At 37.7% G+C, this 22377-nt stretch carries 23 protein-coding genes, 1 tRNA gene, 1 pseudogene and 1 other annotated feature; of the genes and pseudogenes, 11 read left to right on the top strand and 14 right to left on the bottom strand.

Features of this window, described 5'->3' with window-relative positions; genetic code table 11:
- Window positions 1-379 precede the first annotated feature (379 nt).
- Window positions 380-733: a hypothetical protein gene (locus C4E06_RS25270; RefSeq protein ID WP_107671128.1), complete on the top strand. Its 354-nt coding sequence runs from the start codon at window positions 380-382 to the stop codon at window positions 731-733.
- A gap of 117 nt (window positions 734-850) precedes the next feature.
- Here the strand turns inward: C4E06_RS25270 and C4E06_RS25265 are convergent, their stop codons facing one another.
- The gene (locus C4E06_RS25265) at window positions 851-2146 is read right to left on the bottom strand and encodes an ATP-binding protein (protein WP_107671118.1); all 1296 of its coding nucleotides are present in this window, start codon (window positions 2144-2146) and stop codon (window positions 851-853) included.
- 149 nt (window positions 2147-2295) lie between these two features.
- Between C4E06_RS25265 and trpS the strand changes: the two genes are divergently transcribed.
- The 3 genes from trpS to C4E06_RS25250 all read left to right on the top strand — a co-directional run bounded on the left by trpS (window position 2296) and on the right by C4E06_RS25250 (window position 4873).
- On the top strand, window positions 2296-3309 hold the full coding sequence (trpS, locus tag C4E06_RS25260; protein ID WP_107671117.1) for a tryptophan--tRNA ligase: 1014 nt from the start codon (window positions 2296-2298) through the stop codon (window positions 3307-3309).
- Window positions 3310-3371: 62 nt separating this feature from the next.
- Window positions 3372-4268, top strand: coding sequence for a methylenetetrahydrofolate reductase (locus C4E06_RS25255; RefSeq protein ID WP_107671116.1), 897 nt, complete (start codon window positions 3372-3374; stop codon window positions 4266-4268).
- Between the two features lie 71 nt (window positions 4269-4339).
- Window positions 4340-4873: a DUF2062 domain-containing protein gene (locus tag C4E06_RS25250; protein ID WP_107671115.1), complete on the top strand. Its 534-nt coding sequence runs from the start codon at window positions 4340-4342 to the stop codon at window positions 4871-4873.
- A 242-nt stretch (window positions 4874-5115) separates the two neighbouring features.
- On the opposite strand, the gene C4E06_RS25245 is transcribed toward C4E06_RS25250, so the two are convergent.
- The 3 genes from C4E06_RS25245 to C4E06_RS25235 all read right to left on the bottom strand — a co-directional run bounded on the left by C4E06_RS25245 (window position 5116) and on the right by C4E06_RS25235 (window position 9877).
- The gene (locus tag C4E06_RS25245) at window positions 5116-5916 is read right to left on the bottom strand and encodes an SDR family NAD(P)-dependent oxidoreductase (protein ID WP_107671114.1); all 801 of its coding nucleotides are present in this window, start codon (window positions 5914-5916) and stop codon (window positions 5116-5118) included.
- Window positions 5917-5996: 80 nt separating this feature from the next.
- Window positions 5997-8675 (bottom strand): glucosidase, encoded by a 2679-nt coding sequence (locus C4E06_RS25240; protein ID WP_107671113.1) that lies wholly within the window; start codon window positions 8673-8675, stop codon window positions 5997-5999.
- A gap of 329 nt (window positions 8676-9004) precedes the next feature.
- On the bottom strand, window positions 9005-9877 hold the full coding sequence (locus C4E06_RS25235) for an SDR family oxidoreductase (RefSeq protein WP_107671112.1): 873 nt from the start codon (window positions 9875-9877) through the stop codon (window positions 9005-9007).
- 323 nt (window positions 9878-10200) lie between these two features.
- Between C4E06_RS25235 and C4E06_RS25230 the strand changes: the two genes are divergently transcribed.
- The 4 genes from C4E06_RS25230 to C4E06_RS25215 all read left to right on the top strand — a co-directional run bounded on the left by C4E06_RS25230 (window position 10201) and on the right by C4E06_RS25215 (window position 13730).
- Window positions 10201-10596, top strand: coding sequence for a rhodanese-like domain-containing protein (locus C4E06_RS25230; protein ID WP_107671111.1), 396 nt, complete (start codon window positions 10201-10203; stop codon window positions 10594-10596).
- 125 nt (window positions 10597-10721) lie between these two features.
- Window positions 10722-11519: a glucose 1-dehydrogenase gene (locus tag C4E06_RS25225; RefSeq protein ID WP_107671110.1), complete on the top strand. Its 798-nt coding sequence runs from the start codon at window positions 10722-10724 to the stop codon at window positions 11517-11519.
- Between the two features lie 335 nt (window positions 11520-11854).
- Entirely contained in the window at window positions 11855-12187 is a 333-nt protein-coding gene (locus C4E06_RS25220; protein WP_107671109.1) for a hypothetical protein, read from the top strand.
- Window positions 12188-12359: 172 nt separating this feature from the next.
- Complete coding sequence (locus tag C4E06_RS25215) at window positions 12360-13730, top strand: radical SAM/SPASM domain-containing protein (RefSeq protein WP_198649027.1); 1371 nt, start codon at window positions 12360-12362, stop codon at window positions 13728-13730.
- Between the two features lie 184 nt (window positions 13731-13914).
- On the opposite strand, the gene rplL is transcribed toward C4E06_RS25215, so the two are convergent.
- The 10 genes from rplL to C4E06_RS25165 all read right to left on the bottom strand — a co-directional run bounded on the left by rplL (window position 13915) and on the right by C4E06_RS25165 (window position 18758).
- A complete protein-coding gene (rplL, locus tag C4E06_RS25210; protein WP_107671108.1) occupies window positions 13915-14316 on the bottom strand; it encodes a 50S ribosomal protein L7/L12 in 402 nt (133 codons plus the stop codon).
- A gap of 74 nt (window positions 14317-14390) precedes the next feature.
- On the bottom strand, window positions 14391-14957 hold the full coding sequence (gene rplJ, locus C4E06_RS25205; RefSeq protein ID WP_107671107.1) for a 50S ribosomal protein L10: 567 nt from the start codon (window positions 14955-14957) through the stop codon (window positions 14391-14393).
- Window positions 14958-14979: 22 nt separating this feature from the next.
- Window positions 14980-15152: a sequence feature (ribosomal protein L10 leader region), on the bottom strand.
- Window positions 15153-15162: 10 nt separating this feature from the next.
- Window positions 15163-15879 carry a 50S ribosomal protein L1 gene (gene rplA, locus C4E06_RS25200; protein WP_107671106.1) on the bottom strand — a complete coding sequence of 239 codons (717 nt, stop codon included), beginning with the start codon at window positions 15877-15879 and terminating at the stop codon, window positions 15163-15165.
- 62 nt (window positions 15880-15941) lie between these two features.
- Entirely contained in the window at window positions 15942-16367 is a 426-nt protein-coding gene (gene rplK / locus C4E06_RS25195; protein ID WP_107671105.1) for a 50S ribosomal protein L11, read from the bottom strand.
- A gap of 2 nt (window positions 16368-16369) precedes the next feature.
- Window positions 16370-16990, bottom strand: coding sequence for a transcription termination/antitermination protein NusG (nusG, locus tag C4E06_RS25190; RefSeq protein ID WP_087591487.1), 621 nt, complete (start codon window positions 16988-16990; stop codon window positions 16370-16372).
- Complete coding sequence (gene secE, locus C4E06_RS25185) at window positions 16990-17217, bottom strand: preprotein translocase subunit SecE (protein ID WP_008277360.1); 228 nt, start codon at window positions 17215-17217, stop codon at window positions 16990-16992. The genes nusG and secE overlap by 1 nt, the downstream gene beginning before the upstream one ends.
- A 186-nt stretch (window positions 17218-17403) precedes the next feature.
- Window positions 17404-17477 (bottom strand) — tRNA-Pro (locus C4E06_RS25180).
- Window positions 17478-17524: 47 nt separating this feature from the next.
- On the bottom strand, window positions 17525-17893 hold the full coding sequence (locus tag C4E06_RS25175) for a DUF1818 family protein (RefSeq protein WP_107671104.1): 369 nt from the start codon (window positions 17891-17893) through the stop codon (window positions 17525-17527).
- A 7-nt stretch (window positions 17894-17900) separates the two neighbouring features.
- Entirely contained in the window at window positions 17901-18515 is a 615-nt protein-coding gene (locus C4E06_RS25170) for a hypothetical protein (RefSeq protein WP_107671103.1), read from the bottom strand.
- A 12-nt stretch (window positions 18516-18527) separates the two neighbouring features.
- Window positions 18528-18758, bottom strand: coding sequence for a DNA-directed RNA polymerase subunit omega (locus C4E06_RS25165; protein WP_008277364.1), 231 nt, complete (start codon window positions 18756-18758; stop codon window positions 18528-18530).
- Window positions 18759-19060: 302 nt separating this feature from the next.
- Here C4E06_RS25165 and C4E06_RS25160 point away from each other — a divergent pair, with 302 nt between their 5' ends.
- The 3 genes and pseudogenes from C4E06_RS25160 to C4E06_RS25150 all read left to right on the top strand — a co-directional run.
- Entirely contained in the window at window positions 19061-19975 is a 915-nt protein-coding gene (locus C4E06_RS25160) for a branched-chain amino acid transaminase (RefSeq protein ID WP_107671102.1), read from the top strand.
- Between the two features lie 134 nt (window positions 19976-20109).
- Window positions 20110-21612, top strand: coding sequence for an MBOAT family protein (locus C4E06_RS25155; protein WP_107671101.1), 1503 nt, complete (start codon window positions 20110-20112; stop codon window positions 21610-21612).
- Between the two features lie 4 nt (window positions 21613-21616).
- A pseudogene (locus C4E06_RS25150) lies at window positions 21617-22377 on the top strand (hypothetical protein); the annotation flags it as partial.

Genomic DNA, 22377 nt, shown 5'->3' with positions numbered 1-22377 from the left:
AAAGTTACAAAAGCATAGGATAATTTTACTCCTAAAAAAATTTTGCAACGGAACCCATTTGAGATGCGTTTGCCCTGTCGCCAACAGTATCATCTTTTTGAGATCCCTGATTTCTAAAGCCCTGACAGTGAGCTTTGTCCAACTCTTGTCACCCCGTCAAGAAGATGGGTTCACCCTATCCAATGATAGTAATACTCATACCTCTTTTGAAAGATTTATTTAACTAAGTTTATTGCATTAAATATAACTTTGGTTCGAGGAATTTAAAAGGATTATTTAGTTAGTCTAGAATTGTAAGGAAATAATCTAATAATTTACCACATAATTTTAGCGTTATTTCCAATGACAGCAACCCATGGTTATTCACCCAAAAATCATTATGATACATTTAATTTCTCAGGCAATTATTCGTTTTAATTCTTTTTTAAAAAATATTCAAGTCAAAAGTTTTTTAACATCTCTGTTACTAGGAGTCTTTTTATTAACCAGTGGTGCTAGTAGTTACGCTACTAATGGTGCAAATAGTGCCGATACTATCAATAGTAAAGTATTTGAAAGTAATTCTGAAAGACCAACGACAATGGATGAGTGGCAACAAAAAGCCGAGGAAACTCAAGATGAACCCTTAGAAAGAGCTAAAGAGATTGGTAAAGAATCAGTTCAAGCGATAAAAGAATGGGTAGAAGTTTATCCCGATGTTGTTGATAGAAGTCTTTCTGACGATCAAAATTAAAAAATATTCAACCGAATGTCGGCAGGAATTCCCGTACGGTTGAGTGCGCGGGGGGAATGCCGACCAACATAAAGATCGTGTAGCGAAAGTGTTGATAGCTTTGAACTACCCCAAGTTTTAAACTTGGGGTAGTTCAATCAATCCTAATTCTCCCTCTAAAAAATCAATAAATTGTTTGGCAGTTCTTCCTGACCGTCCATTATGTTGAGTTGCCCATTGTTTGGCTTTAAATTCTAACTCGTCTTGATCAATTTCTAGCTTAATTTGTGAGGCTAAATGATGCACAATATTAAGATAAGTCTCTTGGTTTGCTGGTTCAAAAGTGAGGGTTAAACCAAAGCGATCGCTAAAGGATAATTTTTCTTGTACGGTGTCCCAATGATGCACTTCATCGGCATCTTTTGGACGGGGGCGATCGTCGAAATATTCCCTAATTAAATGTCTTCTATTAGAAGTCGCATAAACGACCACATTTTTTGCTTTTGCAGTTACATTGCCTTCTAAAACGACTTTCAGTGATTTAAAAGCGTCGTTGTCTTCTTCAAAAGATAAATCATCGACAAATATAATAAATTTTTGAGGAATATTTCTCAATTGATCGACAATCATGGGTAAACTTGATAACTGAGATTTATTAATCTCAACTAATCTTAAACCTTGACTATGGTATTCATTTAATAACCCTTTCACCAGAGAAGATTTACCCGATCCGCGACTACCGTATAATAAAACATTAAGGGCATTATAACCCGATAATAAAATTTCTGTATTCTTAATTAATGTTTCTTTTTGAGACTCATAACCAACAATTTCAGTTAAAGTGATTGGATCAGCTTCACTAATACCAACCAATTGATTATTATGCCATTTTAGGGCTTTGTATTGAGCAAAAATGCCTGTCCCATATTGACGATAATGATCAGCTAATTCTTGTAAGCAAGTTTCCCAATTATCCTGTTGATGAAGAAAGGTATGATCTTTATTTTCAAATTCCCCAATAAACGGAGAAAAAGGAAGATTAGCGGCTTCTTTTACCCATTGACTAATGGCTTCAAGGGGAAGATTATATAAAGTATTTAAAATACTTAAATCGTGTTCGACTGCTTCAATTAATGGTTTCGGTAAATCTTCTAACTGATCAGACTGAACTTGTTGACTAAAGGGATTATCATCAACTAGAATTCTTCCAATTAGATAATCTTGCCAACTAATACCTTGAGACGCTAAATTTTTAAACCATTGACTATAAGCCTTAAGGCAATTAATATCAATTAATTGTTGATTGCGAATATCAATTAAATTTAAAACCTCTAAAAAAGCCTGTCCAATTTCATCGTCAAAAATAGATTGATATAGAAGCAAAGAAGCAATTTCTTGATGAATAAGATGATAATAATTTAAGTCTTTATTCATGTTTCTCGACACAAAGGATAGGGCTACAGGAACATAATATATTATGGCTCTACACAATTTATCTGATCAATCTTTTTACAGACGTTCCATAATCAGGCATAATTGTAAAGAAATAATAACATTGAGTAAAAAGTAAAATAGTATTTAGAATGGGTAAACAAAGGGTATTATCAGGGGTACAACCCACAGGAAACCTTCACTTAGGCAACTATTTAGGGGCGATCCGTACCTGGGTAGACATACAAGATAACTATGATAACTTCTTCTGTGTCGTGGACTTGCACGCCATAACCGTGCCTCATAACCCCAAAACCTTAGCTCAGGATACTTATACCATAGCGGCCCTGTATTTAGCCTGTGGCATTGATTTAGACCATGCAACTATCTTTGTTCAGTCCCATGTCACCGCCCACAGTGAACTGGCTTGGCTTCTCAATTGTATCACCCCTTTAAACTGGTTAGAAAGAATGATTCAGTTTAAAGAAAAAGCTGTCAAACAAGGGGAAAATGTCAGCGTTGGCTTATTAGATTATCCCGTCTTAATGGCTGCTGATATTTTATTATATAATGCCGATAAAGTCCCTGTGGGTGAGGATCAAAAACAACATTTAGAATTAACCAGAGATATTGCGATCCGAGTTAACGATCAATTTGGAAGCAAAAAAAACCCAGTTTTAAAATTACCAGAACCCTTAATTCGCACTGAAGGGGCCAGGGTAATGAGTTTAAGCGATGGAACCCGTAAAATGTCAAAATCAGATCCCTCTGATCTCAGTCGCATTAACTTACTTGACCCCCCTGATCTTATCAAAAAGAAGATTAAAAAATGCAAAACTGATCCGATTAAAGGGTTAGAATTTGATAATAAAGAACGGCCTGAATGTAACAATTTACTGGGTTTATATAGTTTATTATCGCGAAAAAGTAAAGAAGAAGTCGCTACAGAATGCCAAGACATGGGATGGGGACAATTTAAACCATTATTGACTGAAACAACCATTGAAGCTTTAAAACCGATTCAAGAAAAATATCAGGAGATTATGGAAGATAAAAATTACTTAGACTCTGTGTTACGAGACGGAAAAGAAAAAGCCGAAACCGTCGCCAATGAAACCCTAACCCGCGTCAAAGATGCTTTAGGATATTTACCCTTAATAACCTGATAACTGGTCACTGGTGACTGATAAACTGACTCCTATTTAAAAGATTAAAACACACCGAAACTATGATTAACCAATTTCGTCAAGCTGCTCAAAATAAAGAATTTTTGATCACCGCAGAAGTCACACCCCCAAAAGGGGGAAACCCGGCCCGAATGTTAGAGATGGCCAAACAACTCAAAGGTAGGGTTCATGGGGTGAATATTACCGATGGTAGTCGCGCTGTGTTGCGAATGTCTTCCATCGCTGCTTCTGCCTTATTATTACAATATGGAATTGAACCCATTTGTCAAATGACCTGTCGCGATCGCAATGTCATCGCCCTACAAGGGGACTTAATGGGGGCTTATGCCTTAGGATTACGCAACATTTTAGCTTTAACTGGCGATCCCGTGAAAGCAGGGGATCACAAAAAAGCAAAAGCGGTATTCGAGCTAGAATCTGTTAGATTACTACAAATGATTGATAAACTCAATCGCGGTCTGGATTTTAACGATCAAGCCCTTTCTGACGAACCCTTAGATCTGTTTCCAGGGGCTGCGGTTGATCCTCAATGTGGCAGTTGGTCAGGGTTACAACGAAGATTTGAGCGCAAAGTGGCCGCCGGGGCGCAATTTTTCCAAAGTCAATTAATCACTGATTTTGATAAATTAGATAAATTTATGCACCAAATGGCAGCCAATACCGATAAACCCATTTTAGCCGGAATTTTCTTGTTGAAGTCCGCCAAAAATGCTCAATTTATTAACAAAAATGTACCCGGCGTACAAATTCCTGAAAGTATTATTAAGCGGTTAGCCGAAGCCAAAGAACCTTTAAAAGAAGGGGTAAAAATTGCGGCCGAACAAGTTAAACTCGCTCAACAACTCTGTCAAGGGGTGCATATGATGGCCGTGAAACGAGAAGACCTAATCCCTGAAATTTTAGATCAGGCTGGTATTGCCCCGATGGTTTCTAAATAAAAAATCTATTATTGATAGTAACAAGGATTGATAGCATAGAAAAAGAGTAAACCCCCTGACTTTTGAATCAAATGTCTCTTGATCCGTCTCCGTACCCTGTGATTTTTCAAGACCAAAAACCCAAACATCCTCGTCACTCTAAACGTCGTCGTTCCCGAATCAAGCGATCGTGGCGTTACTTTTATTTGCGGTTTTTGCGCTTACGGGGAACCCCTCATTATATTTCACGAGGGTTAGCCTTTGGGGTGTTTGCTGGCTGTTTTCCCTTGTTTGGACTACAAACCATTATCGGTGTCTTATTAGCCATTATTTTGCGTGGCCATAAATTAGCTGCGGCTGCCGGAACTTGGATCAGTAATCCTTTAACCTATGTGCCAATTTTCGCGTTTAATTATAAGGTTGGGGAATTATTATTGGGGTTTGGTATCGGAGAAACTCATGTTACTTTTCCTGATAATTGGCAATCTTGGACTGAGTTAAAAGAATCAGGTTTTGTCTTTTTGGTGACGTTATTTGCTGGTTGTTTGGTAGTCGGTGCGATCGCTTCAGTTTTAACTTATATTTTTAGTGTCAGATTTATATCTCGTTGGCGAAAAAGACGTTGAACTTGATCTTATTTACATCTTGCATCTTGTTTTAAATTGGCTAGTAGTGAAAGGGTGTGGGGTGTAGGGTGTAGGGTGTAGGGGTTTATTTTGACTCTAACTGTCGTAGAATTGATTGCTTTTGTTTTTCTATTGAGTTTATTTATGCTGGTGCAAGATGTGAGTCTTACACCTTCGATAAAAATGAAAAAACCCCCTAACTTGACATTAGGGAGCATATACAAGTGAGTTTTAAAATTGTTTTAGGCAACCGTGGCAACTGAGCCGCCATCAACGCGATAATCAGAACCCACAACAAAACTAGATTGTTGAGAACACAGAAAAGCGATCACCGCAGCGACTTCGTTGGCTTTTCCACGACGGTTTAAGACGAGGTGAGGCCGTTTCTTTTCTAGGAATGTGTTAATCGCTTGATCAAAACTCATATCCTTTTCTTTCGCCCGTTTTTCCATCATTGCGTCAGTCATGGGAGTTTCAATATAAGCAGGTGAAACAGAGTTAACTAAAATCCCATCTTTGGCATAAACCTTAGAAAGATTTTTTGCTAGGTTGAGAATGGCTGCTTTGGCTGCACAATAGGGCATTTCGTCGGGGTAAGGTTGCACTGCATCTTCTGAACCGATTAAAACCACTCGACCCCATTGTTCTTTTTGCATCATGGGAATAAAGGCACGACAGACACGCACTGCAGCCATAAAGTCGATTTCAAGGGTTTGATACCAGTCTTCATCGGTAAGTTCTAAAAAGTCTTGGGTTGCCCCTGTAATACCGGCACAATTGACTAAAATATGTAGAGTTCCGAAACGATTAATAATTTCTTTTTTGGCAGCTTCAATGTCTTCGGGTTTGGTTAAATCTGCGGTAACAGGGATGACTTCCCCTATTTCACTAATTTCTTCAGCATTAGCTTGTAATTGATCGGTTGTTTTATCAGAAAGCGCAATTTTTACCCCTTCTGCTGCTAATAGTTTGGCGGTTGCTTTCCCGATACCAGAATCTGCCCCTGTAATAAGAGCAACTTTATTTCTAATTCCAAAATCCATAATTATTGCTATTGAAAGTAAGTGTTCTTTACTCCTACGATTACAGTTTTTTGTTAATCATTTATCTTTCTAAAGATTGATTATTGCTCAGAGCCTGAATATTCACTTCGTTGTAAAATCAACTTAGCAATTAAACCCGTCCATCCGGTTTGATGAGATGCTCCTAACCCTTTACCATTATCACCGTGGAAATATTCACAAAACAGTAGCAAATCTTGCCAATGAGGATCATTATTAAATAACTCCATGTTTTTAAATACAGGACGATTTCCTGATTCATTGGGTAAAAATATATCAACTAAACGTCTTTCTAATTCTAGAGAAACCTCCCATAAACTCATCATATTTCCTGACCCTTTTGGACATTCGACTTTAAAATCTTCTCCATAATAAAAATCAAATTTTTGTAGGGCTTCAATTAATAAATAATTAATGGGAAACCACACTGGACCACGCCAGTTAGAGTTACCGCCAAACATTCCGGTTTGTGATTCTGCGGGTTCATAACCGATAGTATAGGTTTCGTTTTCTGTCTCAAACTTATAGGGATTTTCGGCATGATAACGAGAAACTGAACGAATACCAAAATCACTCAAAAATTCACTTTCATCGAGCATTTTTTCCAGGAGAAGACGCAATTTATTTTGATCCACCATAGCCAATAATCGACGAGCATATTGACCGCATCCTTCGAGACAAGCTAAATTACGACTCAGTTGAGGACGATTCTTAACAAACCAATCAACTTGTTGACTAAAGTTAGGTAGTTTTTTTAATGTTTCACTTTCTATGGTTGTGACCGCTAACAGGGGAATTAAACCCACAAGAGAACGAACTTTGAGATCAATATTTTCTCCGTTGGGTAAATCTAAAACATCGTAATAAAATCCATCTTCTTCATTCCAAAGGGTTGCCCCTTCTGAACCTAGATGATTCATGGCATCAACAATATAGAGAAAATGCTCAAAAAATTTACTCGCCATGTCTTCATAAACGTCATTTTCTTTAGCTAATTCTAAGGCAATGGTCAACATATTTAAACAATACATTGCCACCCAACTGGTTGCATCAGATTGGGTTAATTTTCCCCCTGTGGGTAAGTCGCCTCCTCGGTTGAAAACTCCAATATTATCTAACCCTAAAAATCCCCCTTGAAAGACATTATTTCCGTCTTTATCTTGTCGATTAATCCACCAGGTAAAGTTTAATAATAGTTTCTGAAATACCCTTTCTAAAAATTTCTGATCGCAGTGTCCATACATTTTCCTTTCAATGGTATAAATACGCCAAGCAGCCCAAGCTTGAACCGGAGGGTTAACACCGTTAAAGTCCCATTCATAGGCAGGAAACTGTCCATTAGGGTGCATATACCATTCACGGGTGAGGTGATGGAGTTGTTTTTTAGCAAATTCGGGGTCAATAGTGGCTAAAGGAATTAGATGAAATGCCCAGTCCCAAGCTGCAAAATAGGGATATTCCCATTTATCGGGCATAGAAATGACATCATAAATGTGGATATGTTGCCAATCACTATTATTTCCTTCTTTTCTTGCTTCTGGGGGTTTCGGTTGGTTGGGATCTCCAGCTAACCATGTATCAATTTCGTAGTAATAATATTGTTTATTCCACAATAAACCAGCAAAAGCTTGTCGTTGAATATTGCGGAGTTCGGGACTTTTTTCGTAGGGAGAAATTCTCTGATAAAATTCGTCGGCTTCTTGATGGCGAGTATTGAAAATATGCTCAAAAGTTTGATCAAAGGGAGAGTCTAAGCCAGGATTATCGCACAGTCTTAAGGTAATCGTTTGCGTCTCTTCTCCTGGAATTTCTAAACCGTAATAAGGAGCAAATTTTGTGCCAATTTTGTCAGAATTCACAGCTAATTCATCACCATCGACAATATAACGATTAAAGCCATCTTTTACATAGGGAGAGTTATTTTCTACGTTCGATAATCGCTGGTAATTTGTTTCGTTTTCCGTGAATAAAAGATGTTCTGTATGAGGACAATATAACCATCTTTTTCCTAACTCGTTATGGTTGGCTTCAATGATACTATAGTCTTCTTTGTCGTCGTAAATTTTTAATGTTGGTTTCTCAGTTTCATCATCCCAAGACCAACTATTACGGAACCACAAAGTCGGTAATAAATGTAATTGTTTAGAGTCTGAACTACGATTAGTAATATGAATTTTGATGAGAATATCTTCGTCACTGGCTTTTGCATATTCTACGGTAATATCAAAGTATTGATTATCATCAAAAATACCTGTGTCAAGGATTTCAAATTCTCGTTCTGTTAGTCCTCGCTGTTTATTTTCTTCTTTTAATTGCTCGTAAGGAAAACAATTTTGAGGATACTTATATAAATATTTCATATAAGAATGGCTAGGGGTATTATCTAACTGAAAATAACACTCTTTAACATCTTCTCCATGATTTCCTTGTTCATTAGTTAAGCCGAATAATCTTTCTTTTAAACAGGGATCTTGACCATTCCAAAAAGATAGGGAGAAACATAATCTTTGATGATTATCAGAAATCCCTGCAATACCATCTTCTCCCCAACGATAAGCCCGATAATGGGATTGTTCAAAACTAAAATAGTCCCAAGCTGACCCATCTTTACTATAATCTTCTCTAACCGTTCCCCATTGGCGATCGCTTAAATAACAACCCCATCGTCGCCAATAAGCCTGACGTTCTCGATCTTCTTTTAATCTAATTTCTTCTTGGGTAAGTTGTTTTGATGATGACATATTTATCAATTATATTTTTAACAAATGACTTATTTGTATTGACAAAATAATATTTTTTGAGACCATGAGGTTTTGCCATGAGCATAATGACAAACAGTAGATTTAACCCCTATCTTATTCTGCGGTTTTAGAACGCAGGGTTGCTCATCTATCCCAAAGCGATAACCTCTGTGTCTCATAAGTCTAAAAATCTGTTGCAATGGGGCATTACTAATAGCGGTTTTCAATTGGGTGTATCAATATTTTAGTTAAGTTGAGTGTGGGGAGTGTGGGGAGGATTTGCATTTTAATGTTTAATCTATGCAAATGAAAACCGCTATAAAAAATAACTAGGCAGCTAATTGTCCCCCAGTTACGTCATAAAGCGCACCAGTGACAAAACTACTATCTTCAGACGCTAAAAAGACATAAGCAGGGGCAAGTTCTTCAGGTTGGGCTGCCCGTTTCATAATTCCATCAGTGTCGTAATTATCAACTTTTTCTTCTGGCATTGTTGCCGGAATATTAGGAGTCCATACAGGGCCTGGAACCACTGAGTTAACACGAATACCGCGATCGCCTAGATTTTGCGCTAAGGACTTGGTAAAACTATGAACCGCCCCTTTAGAGGTGGCATAATCAACTAGCATTCCTTTGCCCATTTTGCCCACAATGCTACCGGTATTAATGATAACGTCCCCAGATTCTAAGTAAGGAATGGCTGCTTTTACCATATAAAAGTAACCAAAAATATTGGTTTCCATCGTGCGACGAAACTGTTCAATAGAGATATCTTCAAACTTTTTCTGAGTCATTTGATAGGCTGCATTATTAACTAAAATGGTTAATCTGCCAAAGCGATCAATCACTTGTTGAATGACTTGTTCACAGTTGCTATAGTCGCGAACATCATTTTTAATCACTAAACAGTCTTTATTGGCTATCTCTTTAACCTTTTGCTTAGTGTCTTGAGCGTCTTGATCGTTTTGGTCGTATAAAATAGCGACTTCTGAACCTTCTAGAGCATAAGCGATCGCTACAGCGCGGCCAATACCTGAGTCTCCTCCTGTAATGATAGCCACCTGATTTTGAAGTTTATTGGCCGGTTGATAATTAGATAAGTCACTATCCGGTTGGGGAGTCATGTCTCGTTGAGAGGCAGGATAGTCTAGCTTTTGGCCAGGAATATCTTGTGGAGTAAGACGACGTTCTTGATTTACCATAGTTTCAAACTTCTGTGATAGAAGGTTTAACAATACTGATTAAGATTCCAAATTGCAGAGCTATATTTTCTCTGAGATAATTTATAGTAACTATTCAATATTGTAGGAAGAATAATTATTTTTAAAATACCTCATAAGTTAGATTTTTTGTGAGTCGATAAGCACTATAATTATTTTTGCTAAAGAAATTTATTTGCTCAATGTATATTGTCTCAATTGAGACCATTATTTTTTTCAGACTTTAGATAGAGTTATGGTTACTCACTATTTGTTTAGATAAGAAGTAAGAAAAATTACTTTGTTGTCATTATTTATAAACGTCTATGTCACCAGAAGCAAAACCCCCTATAGTAAACCAAACAAGTGTTAAAGACACTCTGCCTATTCCCCCTGAGCAACAAATGCCAGTCTCTAGCCCTGATGCTTTAAAACAGCGTTTAGAGTGGGGTGAACCTGCGTTGACCATTTTTGATGCTCGTGATAATGAGTCATTTTTAGAAGAACATATTACAGGAGCAATGCTACTGGAATTTGTAGAAGATAGTATTTCTTCTATGTCTCGCGATCGAGATATTTACGTTTACGCAGACGGAGAAGAAAATGCTAAACAAGCAGCCGAAAAATTGCGAAATAAAGGTTTCAATCGTGTTTCTCGCATTGAAGGCGGTTTAAAAAAATGGAAGAGTATTGCTGGTCCAACAGAAGGAAGAGCAGCCTAATTTTAGTTAAATACTATTAAAAAAAGTGAGTAAGGTTTTAAACTGGATAATAAAATCATTCAAGTTTAAAACCTTTCCTTTTGATAATTATCAGTAATTAATAACCGAAAATTTCAAGAAAATTCATGGAAGGATTAACAGGAAAAAACGTTTTAGTGACCGGAGCAAGTTCTGGTATTGGACAGGCGATCGCAGCCCGTTTAGTAGCCGAAGGGTCTAATGTTGCTTTAAACTATCGTCATGATATTAATAAGCTTGACGATACAAAAAAGATGATTGAACAAATGACCTCTAAAATGGGTAATAAAGGAGGTCAATGTCTACCTGTAGAGGGAGATGTTTCAGAGGAAAAAGATATTATTAGAATGTATGACGAAGTGATAAATGAATGGGGAAGTATAGATATTTTAGTCAATAATGCAGGAATTCAAATAGATGCTCCCTCAGAGCAAGTTGAAAGCGATGATTTTGATAAGGTAATGAATGTTAATCTTCGGGGTGCTTATCTGTGTGCTAGAGAAGCCATTCAACACTTTTTAAAGACAGAAAAAAAGGGAACAATTATTAATGTTTCCAGTGTCCATGAAATCATTCCCAGACCTCAATATGTGAGCTATGCTATCAGTAAAGGGGGAATGAAAAGTATGACCCAAACGTTAGCATTAGAATATGCTCCTTATGGGATTCGGGTTAATGCGATCGCTCCGGGTGCGACAGATACATCGATTAATGATGATTGGCTTGATGATCCTCAAAAAAAACAACAAATGAAACGTCGTATTCCTTTAGGTAGAGTGGGAACCCCTCAAGAAATGGCAACAGCAGCCGCTTTTTTAATGTCTGACGAAGCACAATATATAACAGGTCAAACGCTTTTTATTGATGGTGGCATGACCCTTTATCCTAACTTTTTGAATTCATGAAATAGTTTAACCCTAGGCATTAGGTAACATCAAGATGCCGTAGTTAGTAGCAGGTAATAATAGTGTACCTTGTGTTAATTTCAGGAGGTCAAACTATTTTTACCTTTAATTTTATCTACTTATCTCTACTTATCTCTACTTTTCTCTACTTGAAGCTTCCTAAAATCTAGAAAATATCCTTTTAATTGGGGACTGACATCCCCATCCTATCTGAATTATTATGTTTACATGAAAACAAGGGCTTGAACCTTAAAACCAACATTAGTTAATTACTTTTGACTGGTTTTTTGAAAGAGTAGCCCTAGTAAACTTTACATAATTTAAGGATAACACAAATGTCCACTAATCGTATTCACAATCTTAAATGTCTTCTCGGTTTTCTCGCTTTAACCAGTGTGGCAGCTTTAACCCCTGTAGCTGAAGCAAAGCCTCCTATTGCCTCTCAAACCCTTCTGAATCGTTCTGGGTTACAGATTGAGTCTACCACCGATACAATACGCCGTGAGGGAACGTTTAAACCTAGTTTAGAAACCATTAAACCTGGAAAAAATGGGGGTTTAGCAGGGCATAATTTTGGGTGTAATCAGGGTTGTAATAAAAAACCCAGTGAAACTTTAACAAATCGTGCCACTCCAATTAACCATTCTACTCCTCAACTGAGACGATAGAAATCTTTTGAGAGTTTGATAATATCCAGAGATTTTATCAAGCTCATTTTATTTTAAATTGTCGAAACTTTCTAGGTAACTAAATTTGAGTTTTAGACGTTGCCGAGATAGTAAGTTAATTGAAATAGTTGACTTACTATCAATTTTATTAATTCAAGTTTGAGGAAAAATTATGGCTCTGAAATTATCTCATTATCATGTGGTTAGTCGCCCTGTTTTTGATCAAATAGAAGAACAGACGAAACGAGCAATTTTTGTCACGAGAACAGCTAGTTTCCGCATTATCGATCAAGGGAGTTGGCGTTTAATTGAACAAGGTAACTTTCAACAATTACCCTCAGATATATTAGCAGAATTGATCAATATTGAGTTATTGGTTGCTGAAGAAGAAGATGAACTTCAAACTATTATCCAACAAAATCAAGCAACGATTACAGAAGATAGTGACCTTTATTTAGTAGTTCAACCTACTGCTTACTGTCAGTTAGGCTGTCATTATTGTGGACAAGAACATAGTCCAAAAATGATGAGTGAAGAAGCACAAAAGCAATTTCTTGAACGTACCAAGAAAAAACTACAAACAGGAAAATTTACCAGTTTATCTATTGGTTGGTTTGGTGGTGAACCGCTCGTGGGTTTATCTGTTATTAGAAGTTTAACCCCTCAACTAAAAGCATTAGCCACTGAGTTTAATTGTAGTTATGATGCTAAAATTGTCACTAATGGGTTAGCTTTAACTCCAAAAATTGCTAAAGAATTAATTGAAGATTTGAATATTACTTTCATTGAAGTGACGTTAGATGGGACAAAAGAATATCATGATCTTCGTAGAATGCAAAAAAGTGGGCTACCTACGTTTTCAAAAATCTTCAGAAATGTAGTTAATATCGCCCATCAAAAAGACATTGATATTCAATTAAGTATTCGTTGTAATGTTGATTATCAAAATTATGAAGCAGTTTCGCCATTATTACATGAATTAGCAACAGCGAATCTTCAAGATAAAGTTAAATTTTATGTTGCGCCTATCCATTCTTGGGGAAATGATGCCCATAAACAGTCTCTTTCTAAAGAAGACTTTGCCGAATTAGAGATTTTTTGGCTCAGTGAAATGATTGAATTAGGATTCTATCCCCAATTAATTCCGGGACGAGTTCCTATTGTTTGTATGGCAGTTTCTCCTAACTCTGAATTAGTAGATGCTTATGGCAATATTTTTAACTGTACCGAAGTATCTTATGTTCCCACTTATGGCAAGCCTAATGAATATGCCATTGACCATTTATCAGGTCAAACAATGCCAGGAAATCGAGAACGGTTAGGGAATTTTAACCAAAAAGTATCTCAAGGAAATTATCCTTGTTCTAGCTGTAAAATGTTACCAGTTTGTGGTGGTTCTTGTCCTAAAAGTTGGGCAGAAGGAATTGAGCCTTGTCCTAGTGCGAAATATAATATTGAAGACCGTTTACTACTCAATTATGCTCTATCCCGACTGACTAATGAAATCGAGGAAACAGAGAAATTTTCTAACCAACTAAGTTAAAAGTAACGGGGAATAGGGAACAAAATTAAAAATGTTTATTGAATTCTAAATTTTTAATTTTTGATAGCTGATCATTGAATCTCGGCTGTTTCCCCTTACCCATTTTTTAGGTATGAAACAATTAAGAAACCTCGACTTTTTAGAGCCGAGGTTATTTGTTGGATCGATAACTATATGTCAAAGCTTACTTGACGCTAACTTTAGCACCAGCTTCTTCGAGTTTCTTCTTGATGTCTTCAGCATCCTCTTTTCCTGTGCCTTCTTTAATAGGCTTAGGTGTCGATTCAACCATATCTTTAGCTTCTTTAAGCCCTAAACCGGTGATACCGCGAACGACTTTAAGAATAGCAATTTTCTTATCGCCGGGAACGTCTTCGAGAATAACGTCAAATTCGGTTTTCTCTTCTTCGGGTTCAGCGGCAGCAGCACCAGGCGCACCAGCACCAGGAGCCATCATCATCATGCCACCAGCGGGAGCAGAAGCACTTACACCAAAGGCTTCTTCAATTTGTGTAACCAACTCAGAGGCTTCTAAGAGGGTTAAAGATTTTAGCTTTTCGAGAATTTCATCAGTTGCAGCAGACATAATTTAACTCCTTGAAAATGAATGAAAAAAGTAGATAATTGGATAAACAAGATAAATAGATTGAGGAATGAGCCTTAGCCATTTTCTTGTTCTCTGGCGGCCATGGCGGCCATAACGCGCCCCAGTGAATTGGGGATATCGTTGATACCCCGTCCGATAGAAGTGGGGACTTCGTTGACTCCAACGGCCAACTTGGTGGCGATAGAGTTGATCGCTCCTGCCACTTGTCCGATGAGTTCTTCTTTAGACGGTAAATCAGCGATCGCTTTAACCTGGTCTTCGTTCAGGGCTTGTCCTTGCATGACACCACCGCGAAACTCGGTTTTTTTGGTGTCTTTTTTGAAAGACTGATAAGCCCTAACTGCGCTACCTACATCATCTTTGACTAAAACAAAGGCCGATGACCCTTTTAAAAAGTTGGTCATGGGTTCCCATGCTTCGTCGCCGGTAATGGCCTGTTCCATTAAGGTGTTTTTAGTCACCTTACAGATAGCCCCACTGGGTCGTAGACGGTTCCGCAGTTCGGTAATTTCGGCAACGGATAGACCTTGATAGTCAATCACCATGCCTAATTGTGCCTCACTCAAGAGTTCTTTGAGATCGGCAATCACCGTTGCTTTATTTTCCCTGGTTCTTCCCATTCTGCTCTCACCTCCTTAATTTTGGGAAAAAAATAAACCCCTAGCTTTTTTGCCGGGGCTGAAGTCGAATCCCATCACAAAAATAGTTGACAAAACCGACTATTTTTCTGGGTTTTATGGCTTCAGGCTTCAACCTCGGCAGGCTATTTAAGCAAGTTTTGCTCCTGCTGTCTTCGGTATAAACCAAAGTTTATTTTTTTAGTTGTTATACTTGGCCTTCGAGTTTTAAGTCTCGTAAGGCACTAATATCGATTTGAATCGAGGGTCCCATTGAAGCAGACACAAACACACTACGCCAGTAGCGGCCTTTTGCCCCGGAAGGGCGTTGTCTGTCGATGGTTTCTTGTAAGGCTTTGAGATTAGCCAGCAAGTCTTCGGGGGAAAATGATGCCTTTCCAAACATAACATGAACAATGCCAGTTCGGTCGGCCCTAAATTCTAATTTTCCTGCTTTAAATTCGTTAATGGCGGTTTCGAGGTCGGCGGTAACGGTTCCCCCTTTGGGTGAGGGCATCAAGCCACGGGGACCGAGTAAACGACCTAATTTAGCGACTTTGGGCATCATGTCAGGGGTGGCAATCAATACCTCGAAATCCATCATTCCTTTTTGGATTTCATCAATTAATTCTTCAGAGCCATAAATGTCAGCCCCTGCGTTACTGGCTTCTTGAACTTTTTCCCCTCTAGCAATGACGGCCACTCTGATTTCTTGACCCGTTCCTTTGGGTAAAGAAACCGTTGTCCGTAATTGTTGGTCGGTGTATTTGGGATCGATACCCAGACGAATGTGAGCTTCTGCTGATTCGTCAAATTTAGCCGTAGCCGTTTCTTTGAGGAGTTGTAAGGCTTCTAACGGCTCGTAGGCTCGATCTTGGTCGACTTTTTCTAAGGCTGCTTTAATTCGTTTTGAGAGTTTTGGCATGGTTCCTCCTGGGGTCTTAACGAAGCTTGGCTTCTCCCCTCCTGGGTCAATTTAATAGTTAATTAATCTTTGATGGTCACACCCATATTTCGGGCGGTTCCTTCGACAATGTTCATGGCCGCGTCAATGTCGTTGGCATTGAGGTCGGGCATTTTGGTTTGAGCGATTTCTTTGAGTTGATCGCGAGTAATACTGCCCACTTTTTGAGCATTGGGTTGGGCTGAGCCTTTTTCGATGCCGGCTGCTTTGCGAATTAACACAGAAGCCGGGGGCGTTTTGAGGACAAAGGTAAAACTACGATCTTCAAAGACGGAAATTTCGACAGGAATGACCATTCCTGCTTGGTCGGAGGTTTTGGCATTGTATTCTTTACAAAATGCCATGATATTGACCCCGTGTTGACCCAAGGCTGGACCAACAGGGGGAGCGGGGTTAGCCTTTCCAGCTGGAAGGGCTAGTTTTATTAAGGCAACAACTTTCTTGGCCATCGCTAATTTTGTTTCTCAACTTGATTAAATTCGAGTTCAACTGGGGTGTCTCTTCCGAAAATGGAGAGTAATGCCCTGAGTTTGTTTCGTTCGGAACTGACTTCTACCACTTCCCCTTCAAAATCTTTAAATGGCCCTGAGAGCACCAGAATTTTGTCGCCCACTGCCATATCGATTTTAACAACGGGTTCTGGTTGTTCTGCTTGCCGAAAGATTCTCTCTACTTCTGAGGGACTGAGGGGAAGGGGTTTGACGTGGCCACGGCCTCTACCATAGGCCCGTCTTTGTTCTGAACCGACGAAGTTGATGACGTTGGGGGTATTTTTGACCACTAACCAAGCGTCATCATCCATGATCATCTTGACTAAAACGTAGCCAGGAAACACTTTTTCTTCCCCTTGTTGACGACTTCCGTCTTTACGAACTTTAACCGTTGGTGTTTTGGGAATCTGAATCTGTAAAATTCGATCCGCTACATCTAGGGTTTGAATCCGTTGTTCTAGGTTGTTTTTGACTCGCTTTTCACAACCAGAGGCCACCTGTACGGCATACCAACGGGCTGCGCGTTTCGGTTGTTCTTGCTGTTGTTCTGGTTCAGATGTGTGATCGTGAGCAAAACTCATTAAAATACCTTCCCTGATCCCCATGAAAAGAGGTTATCTACAAGATAAATGACAGTAGCCACGAGGCTCACCATTAAAATGACGGCTGCGGATTCGCTTAACAGTTGCTGTCTTGATGGCCAGACGACTTTGGCTAGTTCCTCTTTGGTCTCTACCACAAAGTTACTTGCTTTGGTTTCGCCTTTGGCTTGTTTTGTATCTTTTTTAGATCCTTCTTGTCTAACCACGGTGATCTCTTCTCAACATAAAACGACAGTGCTTGATTACTTCACTGGATGGTTTGGTAATAACTGGGGTCATTGATCCAGTTGAACTCGAACTATCAGTATAACGTAGAATATAATGTTTTATTACTAATCTACGAAAATTAGGATAGTTGACAAGATTGATTCCTCTTGTTTTTCCTAATTAAATCGGAGCGGCGGGATTTGAACCCACGACCCCTACTACCCCAAAGTAGTGCGCTACCAAGCTGCGCTACGCCCCGATATTCACAGATTCTTATTATATACCTATTGTTTTAAAAAATGCAAGTTAAAAGATATTTAATTTTTGAATGGCTTGATATAACTCCCTGACGACTTCGGCTGGCCAGTTTCCTTCACAGCGACGACCTTGATTTAAAATCACTCGTAAGGAGTAAGCATGGGGAAATCCTTCGACTTCTAACCACAATAAGTCACTCTCTGCTTCACAAGCTATTCTTTCTTCTTCCATCAATTCTTCTTTCATGGCGGTCATGGTTGTGGCTAATTGCTCAAAAAGCCGACAAAATTCGGTAAACTCTGTTTCTGTTAACTCTATTGCCCAATCTTCTCCTCCTATTAACCCAGGATAGTCAGTTTTTTCATTTTTCCATCCTAATCGCCACCCCTGACCTTTTTTGATGATGCGATCGCTCATAACTGATTTATGGTATTAGTAATTGAGCATCCCCGGGTTCAGATAAACTCGGTGTTGAGGGGGTTGACACCTCTGAGGTTGCTTCTGTTTCCTCTGGGACAGGTTGATTAGTTGTTGGTTGAGATTGAGGATTATAAATTTTGACTAATAAATCAACTAACTGTTGACGTTGACGACGACTGAGTTGACGGATGACTTCAATATCTTGTGCTAATGGGTTACTTTGTAGAGTAGACCCCGGATAGTTAGATTCTCTTATAGACCGATTCACCCCTAAATAATCGGCTAAGGTAACTTTCCAGTCTAAACGATATTGAGGAGAACGCCGTTGAAAATCTTTGTGATAACGAATAAAACGACTCATTAAAGTATGTTCTGGGTCAATTTCCCCTGTTTCAGCACTCCGATATTGATTTTCCTGGGGAAGATAGGGTAATTCTTCATAAATAATCGCTGCTGCTTCTTCAGGACGTAGGATTTGAGCGTTGACAGCTTTTAAACCCCAACCGGTCACAGAATTGATCTCAAGTTGCGGGACTCCCCAACTCAAACTGAGACTGAGAAGGAAAACCCCTAACCATTTCTGTTGTTGTTTGGATAGTTCAATCGTTTTCCTTTTCATGGTTATCCTAATTTACACATCACTAATAATTTCTGGTTGTGTTAGTTCATCAGACATTTCAATGATGGCACGAACGGCAGGTTTCATGTTAGGGTCATCAATGCTATCAAATTCTTCATAGCGACGACGTTTAGCTCTGTTGGCTACTTGTACTGTGATACGGTAACGGTTGGATGCTTTATCGAGCAACTCCTGGGCGCGATACATGACTTGAGACGAATCAAAGGTATGTTTTTTTTGCATAGCAATCTTATACAGGGTAAACCTTTAGCTTAACAGAATTGTTTAGGTTAAGGGAAATGGCATTGTTCCTCATTTGTTCAATCAGTGTCGACTATTTTAGCTAAAAATGTTAACAGTTGCCGATTGCTGTTTAGATTAACTTAAGTTGACGAGTTAACCTAACATCAATTATTATTATCATCGACCTCAATCCGTAAAATAGATAGACCGATGGGTTATCTAGTTTGAGTCAAAGGTTAACTAAGAGCAAAGTCTTAGATATCAGGACGATTTTACCTAATGCAAGGATAACGGAATATAAAATGCACACTTTTTTGCCAATTGCTTATTTTGAGAACGAATTTGTCCCTTTTGAAAATGCTAAGCTTTCTATAGCCACCCATGCCCTACATTATGGGACAGCAGCTTTTGGTGGAATGCGTGGAATTCCCAACCCTGAAAATGCAAAACAAATCTTACTGTTTCGTTTAGAGCGTCATTGTCAGCGTCTTTCTCAAAGTTCAAAGTTTCTCAATTATGAATTATCTCCAGAGAAACTGCAAGCAATTATTATTGATTTTGTTAAGAAAAATAAGCCGACTCAATCATTTTATATTCGTCCTTTAGTCTATAGTTCAGGATTAGGAATTGCCCCTAGACTTCATAATATTGAAAAGAACTTTTTTGTTTATGGTTTAGAGATGGGAGATTATCTTTCTCCTGATGGAATTAGTTGTCGTATTAGTTCTTGGACTCGCCAAGAAGATCGCAGTTTTCCTTTAAGAGGCAAAATTAGTGCTGCTTATATTACCTCTGCGTTAGCGAAAACTGAGGCAGTCGAATCAGGGTTTGATGAAGCCATTTTAATGAACTCTCAAGGAAAGGTTTGTGAAGCCACTGGGATGAATATTTTTATTGTTAGAAATGGTAAATTAATTACCCCTGGATTTGAACAAGATATCTTAGAAGGAATTACCAGAGATAGTGTTTTAACAATAGCGAGAAATTTAGATATTCCCACTATTGAGCGACCAATTGATAAGTCAGAATTATTTATTGCTGATGAAGTATTTTTGTGTGGAACTGCTGCCAAAATAGCTCCTGTGAAACAGATTGAAACGTTTAAACTCTCTTCTCATCGTCCCATGACTGAGAAGTTAAGAGATAAGTTATTTGCTATTACTGAAAATAAAGATCCCCAGTATGCAGATTGGGTCTATGTAGTTGATTTATCTTAGATTTTAATTAGTCTTTATTTCATTGCTTCTACAGTAACATTCTTGGACATTTTGTGCTAGAGTAGCATTAACTTTTATCATTACAGTGATTGAGTTAGGTTTAGTGCGTAATCTAGCCAAAATTGATTAAGACTATGTTATTTAATTCTTATGAATTTATTTTTATATTTTTACCGATTGTTCTGTTAGGATTTTTTACATTAAGTCGTTTTAAAAGTCGTGTCTTATCTATTGGTTGGTTAGTTGCTGCTTCTTTATTTTTTTATGGATACTGGAATCCTACATATCTTATCTTAATTATTGGCTCTATTGTCTTCAATTATTTTCTCGGAAATATTATTAATAAAGAAGTAAAAAATAAGCCATTATCGTCTCGATTATTGTTAATAGGAATTATTGCAAATTTAGTTTGCATTGGTTACTTTAAATACTCCTATTTTTTGGTTAATAATTTAACAGCTATTTTTGGAAATGATTATGTTGAATTTAACTTACAAAATATCATTTTACCCCTAGGAATTTCATTTTTTACTTTTCAACAAATTGCCTATTTAATTGATTCTTATCAAGATAAACTTAAAAATAGTAGCTTTTTAAATTATTGTTTATTTGTCACTTTCTTTCCTCAATTAATAGCTGGGCCGATTGTTCACTATCAAGAGATGATTCCTCAATTTGAACGAAAGGAAACTTATCGTATTAATTGGGAAAATATTGCTGTTGGTCTTTCCATTTTTTCCATTGGCTTATTTAAAAAAGTTGTTTTAGCTGATAGTATTGCAGTTTATGCTAACCCAATTTTTTCAGCAGCAGAACAAGGACAATCTTTAACGTTTCTTTCTGCTTGGACAGGGGCTTTAGCCTATAGTTTCCAACTATATTTTGATTTTTCTGGTTATGCTGATATGGCCATCGGTATTGCTAGAATGTTTGGTATTATCCTGCCTTTAAACTTTTATTCTCCTTATAAATCTGTTAATATTACTGAGTTTTGGCGACGTTGGCACATGACCTTATCTCGTTTTTTAAGGGACTATTTATATATACCCTTGGGAGGAAATCGTCAGGGCATTTTCAGACGATATATTAACTTAATGATTACTATGTTATTGGGGGGACTTTGGCATGGGGCTGGATGGACTTTTATTATTTGGGGAGGGCTTCATGGCTGTTATCTTGTTATAAATCATGGCTGGCATAATTTTCGTAGTTCAGTTCTTAAACAGAACTTAAATAAGTCAACTATTTTTGGACAAATTCTGGGACAAATTATTACATTTATAGCTGTGGTTATTGCTTGGGTATTTTTCAGGGCTACAACCCTAAACAGTGCCATACATATTGTACAGTCTATGTTAGGGTTTCATGGTTTTTCGTTGGCGACGAATGGGTTTGCATTTCCTAAAAACTTGTTTTTAGTGTTATTTTTGATTATTGCTTTTCTACCGAATACGCAACAAATTATGAATGATTATGAGCCAGCCCTTTTAACTTATAAAAACAAGTCAAGATATTCTATTCCCAAGTGGCTAAAATGGCGACCCAATTATACATGGTCTGTGATTATTGCGATCTCCAACTTTTTCTGTATTATTAAACTTTCAAAAGTAAGCGAATTTTTATATTTTCAATTTTAGAGTTATGACAATTAAAGCTAAAAACTATCTAAAAATCTGGTTTTTATCCTTCTTAACTATAAGTGGCTGTTTTGCATTTTTTAATGGATTAATCGATCCTTATAGTGTTGTGGGTTCTACTGAAATTAAAGGGTTAAATCAACGAAAACCTGAATTTAGCGATCATTTACGTATGGGCAAAGCAGCTATTATTAATAGATTAAAACCCAAAGGAATTATTTTAGGTTCTTCTAGAGCCGAACAAGCTTATGATACGGAACATCCAGGGTGGAAAACGCAAGTTCGACCTCGTTATAATTTAGGACTATCTGCTGTTGATATCTATGAACTTTTAAGATATTTTCAACACGCCCATGAAACACAGTCTATTGAACAAGCTATTGTTGCTTTAGATTTTTATATGTTCAATGTTTACCGTTTTGATAAACCAGATTTCAGTGAAAATAGACTGGCAGTCACTATAGATAATAAACCAAATTTTTTATATAAATATCATGATATGCTTGCTGCTTTTTTATCTGAAGATGCCTTTCTTTCAAGTATCACAACGATTCGTAGACAGACATCAAAAGATCTTTCAAAAGATTATTTATCCAATGGCCAGCGAGCATGGAAACATAAACCTAGAGTGATTTTAAAGAAGGGAGGTTTTAACGAATCATTTTCTCAGTATGAAAAAAATACTTTAAGAATTACATATTTACCTCCCCCAGAAAATATGTATAGTTTTACTCATCCAAAAACCAAACAGTATTCTCTAGAATA

Source organism: Cyanothece sp. BG0011 (genome assembly GCF_003013815.1).
In the GTDB taxonomy this organism is placed as follows: domain Bacteria; phylum Cyanobacteriota; class Cyanobacteriia; order Cyanobacteriales; family Microcystaceae; genus Crocosphaera.
Note: the sequence above shows the minus strand (reverse complement) of the source record. Positions and strands in the feature narration are given on the sequence as shown.

Excerpts from the sequence above, each read along its gene's own strand:
- C4E06_RS25270 (WP_107671128.1), top strand. The coding sequence starts at position 380 with ATGATACATTTAATTTCTCAGGCAATTATTCGTTTTAATTCTTTTTTA.
- C4E06_RS25265 (WP_107671118.1), bottom strand. The coding sequence starts at position 2,146 with ATGAATAAAGACTTAAATTATTATCATCTTATTCATCAAGAAATTGCT.
- trpS (WP_107671117.1), top strand. The coding sequence starts at position 2,296 with ATGGGTAAACAAAGGGTATTATCAGGGGTACAACCCACAGGAAACCTT.
- C4E06_RS25255 (WP_107671116.1), top strand. The coding sequence starts at position 3,372 with ATGATTAACCAATTTCGTCAAGCTGCTCAAAATAAAGAATTTTTGATC.
- C4E06_RS25250 (WP_107671115.1), top strand. The coding sequence starts at position 4,340 with ATGTCTCTTGATCCGTCTCCGTACCCTGTGATTTTTCAAGACCAAAAA.
- C4E06_RS25245 (WP_107671114.1), bottom strand. The coding sequence starts at position 5,916 with ATGGATTTTGGAATTAGAAATAAAGTTGCTCTTATTACAGGGGCAGAT.
- C4E06_RS25240 (WP_107671113.1), bottom strand. The coding sequence starts at position 8,675 with ATGTCATCATCAAAACAACTTACCCAAGAAGAAATTAGATTAAAAGAA.
- C4E06_RS25235 (WP_107671112.1), bottom strand. The coding sequence starts at position 9,877 with ATGGTAAATCAAGAACGTCGTCTTACTCCACAAGATATTCCTGGCCAA.
- C4E06_RS25230 (WP_107671111.1), top strand. The coding sequence starts at position 10,201 with ATGTCACCAGAAGCAAAACCCCCTATAGTAAACCAAACAAGTGTTAAA.
- C4E06_RS25225 (WP_107671110.1), top strand. The coding sequence starts at position 10,722 with ATGGAAGGATTAACAGGAAAAAACGTTTTAGTGACCGGAGCAAGTTCT.
- C4E06_RS25220 (WP_107671109.1), top strand. The coding sequence starts at position 11,855 with ATGTCCACTAATCGTATTCACAATCTTAAATGTCTTCTCGGTTTTCTC.
- C4E06_RS25215 (WP_198649027.1), top strand. The coding sequence starts at position 12,360 with ATGGCTCTGAAATTATCTCATTATCATGTGGTTAGTCGCCCTGTTTTT.
- rplL (WP_107671108.1), bottom strand. The coding sequence starts at position 14,316 with ATGTCTGCTGCAACTGATGAAATTCTCGAAAAGCTAAAATCTTTAACC.
- rplJ (WP_107671107.1), bottom strand. The coding sequence starts at position 14,957 with ATGGGAAGAACCAGGGAAAATAAAGCAACGGTGATTGCCGATCTCAAA.
- rplA (WP_107671106.1), bottom strand. The coding sequence starts at position 15,879 with ATGCCAAAACTCTCAAAACGAATTAAAGCAGCCTTAGAAAAAGTCGAC.
- rplK (WP_107671105.1), bottom strand. The coding sequence starts at position 16,367 with ATGGCCAAGAAAGTTGTTGCCTTAATAAAACTAGCCCTTCCAGCTGGA.
- nusG (WP_087591487.1), bottom strand. The coding sequence starts at position 16,990 with ATGAGTTTTGCTCACGATCACACATCTGAACCAGAACAACAGCAAGAA.
- C4E06_RS25175 (WP_107671104.1), bottom strand. The coding sequence starts at position 17,893 with ATGAGCGATCGCATCATCAAAAAAGGTCAGGGGTGGCGATTAGGATGG.
- C4E06_RS25170 (WP_107671103.1), bottom strand. The coding sequence starts at position 18,515 with ATGAAAAGGAAAACGATTGAACTATCCAAACAACAACAGAAATGGTTA.
- C4E06_RS25165 (WP_008277364.1), bottom strand. The coding sequence starts at position 18,758 with ATGCAAAAAAAACATACCTTTGATTCGTCTCAAGTCATGTATCGCGCC.
- C4E06_RS25160 (WP_107671102.1), top strand. The coding sequence starts at position 19,061 with ATGCACACTTTTTTGCCAATTGCTTATTTTGAGAACGAATTTGTCCCT.
- C4E06_RS25155 (WP_107671101.1), top strand. The coding sequence starts at position 20,110 with ATGTTATTTAATTCTTATGAATTTATTTTTATATTTTTACCGATTGTT.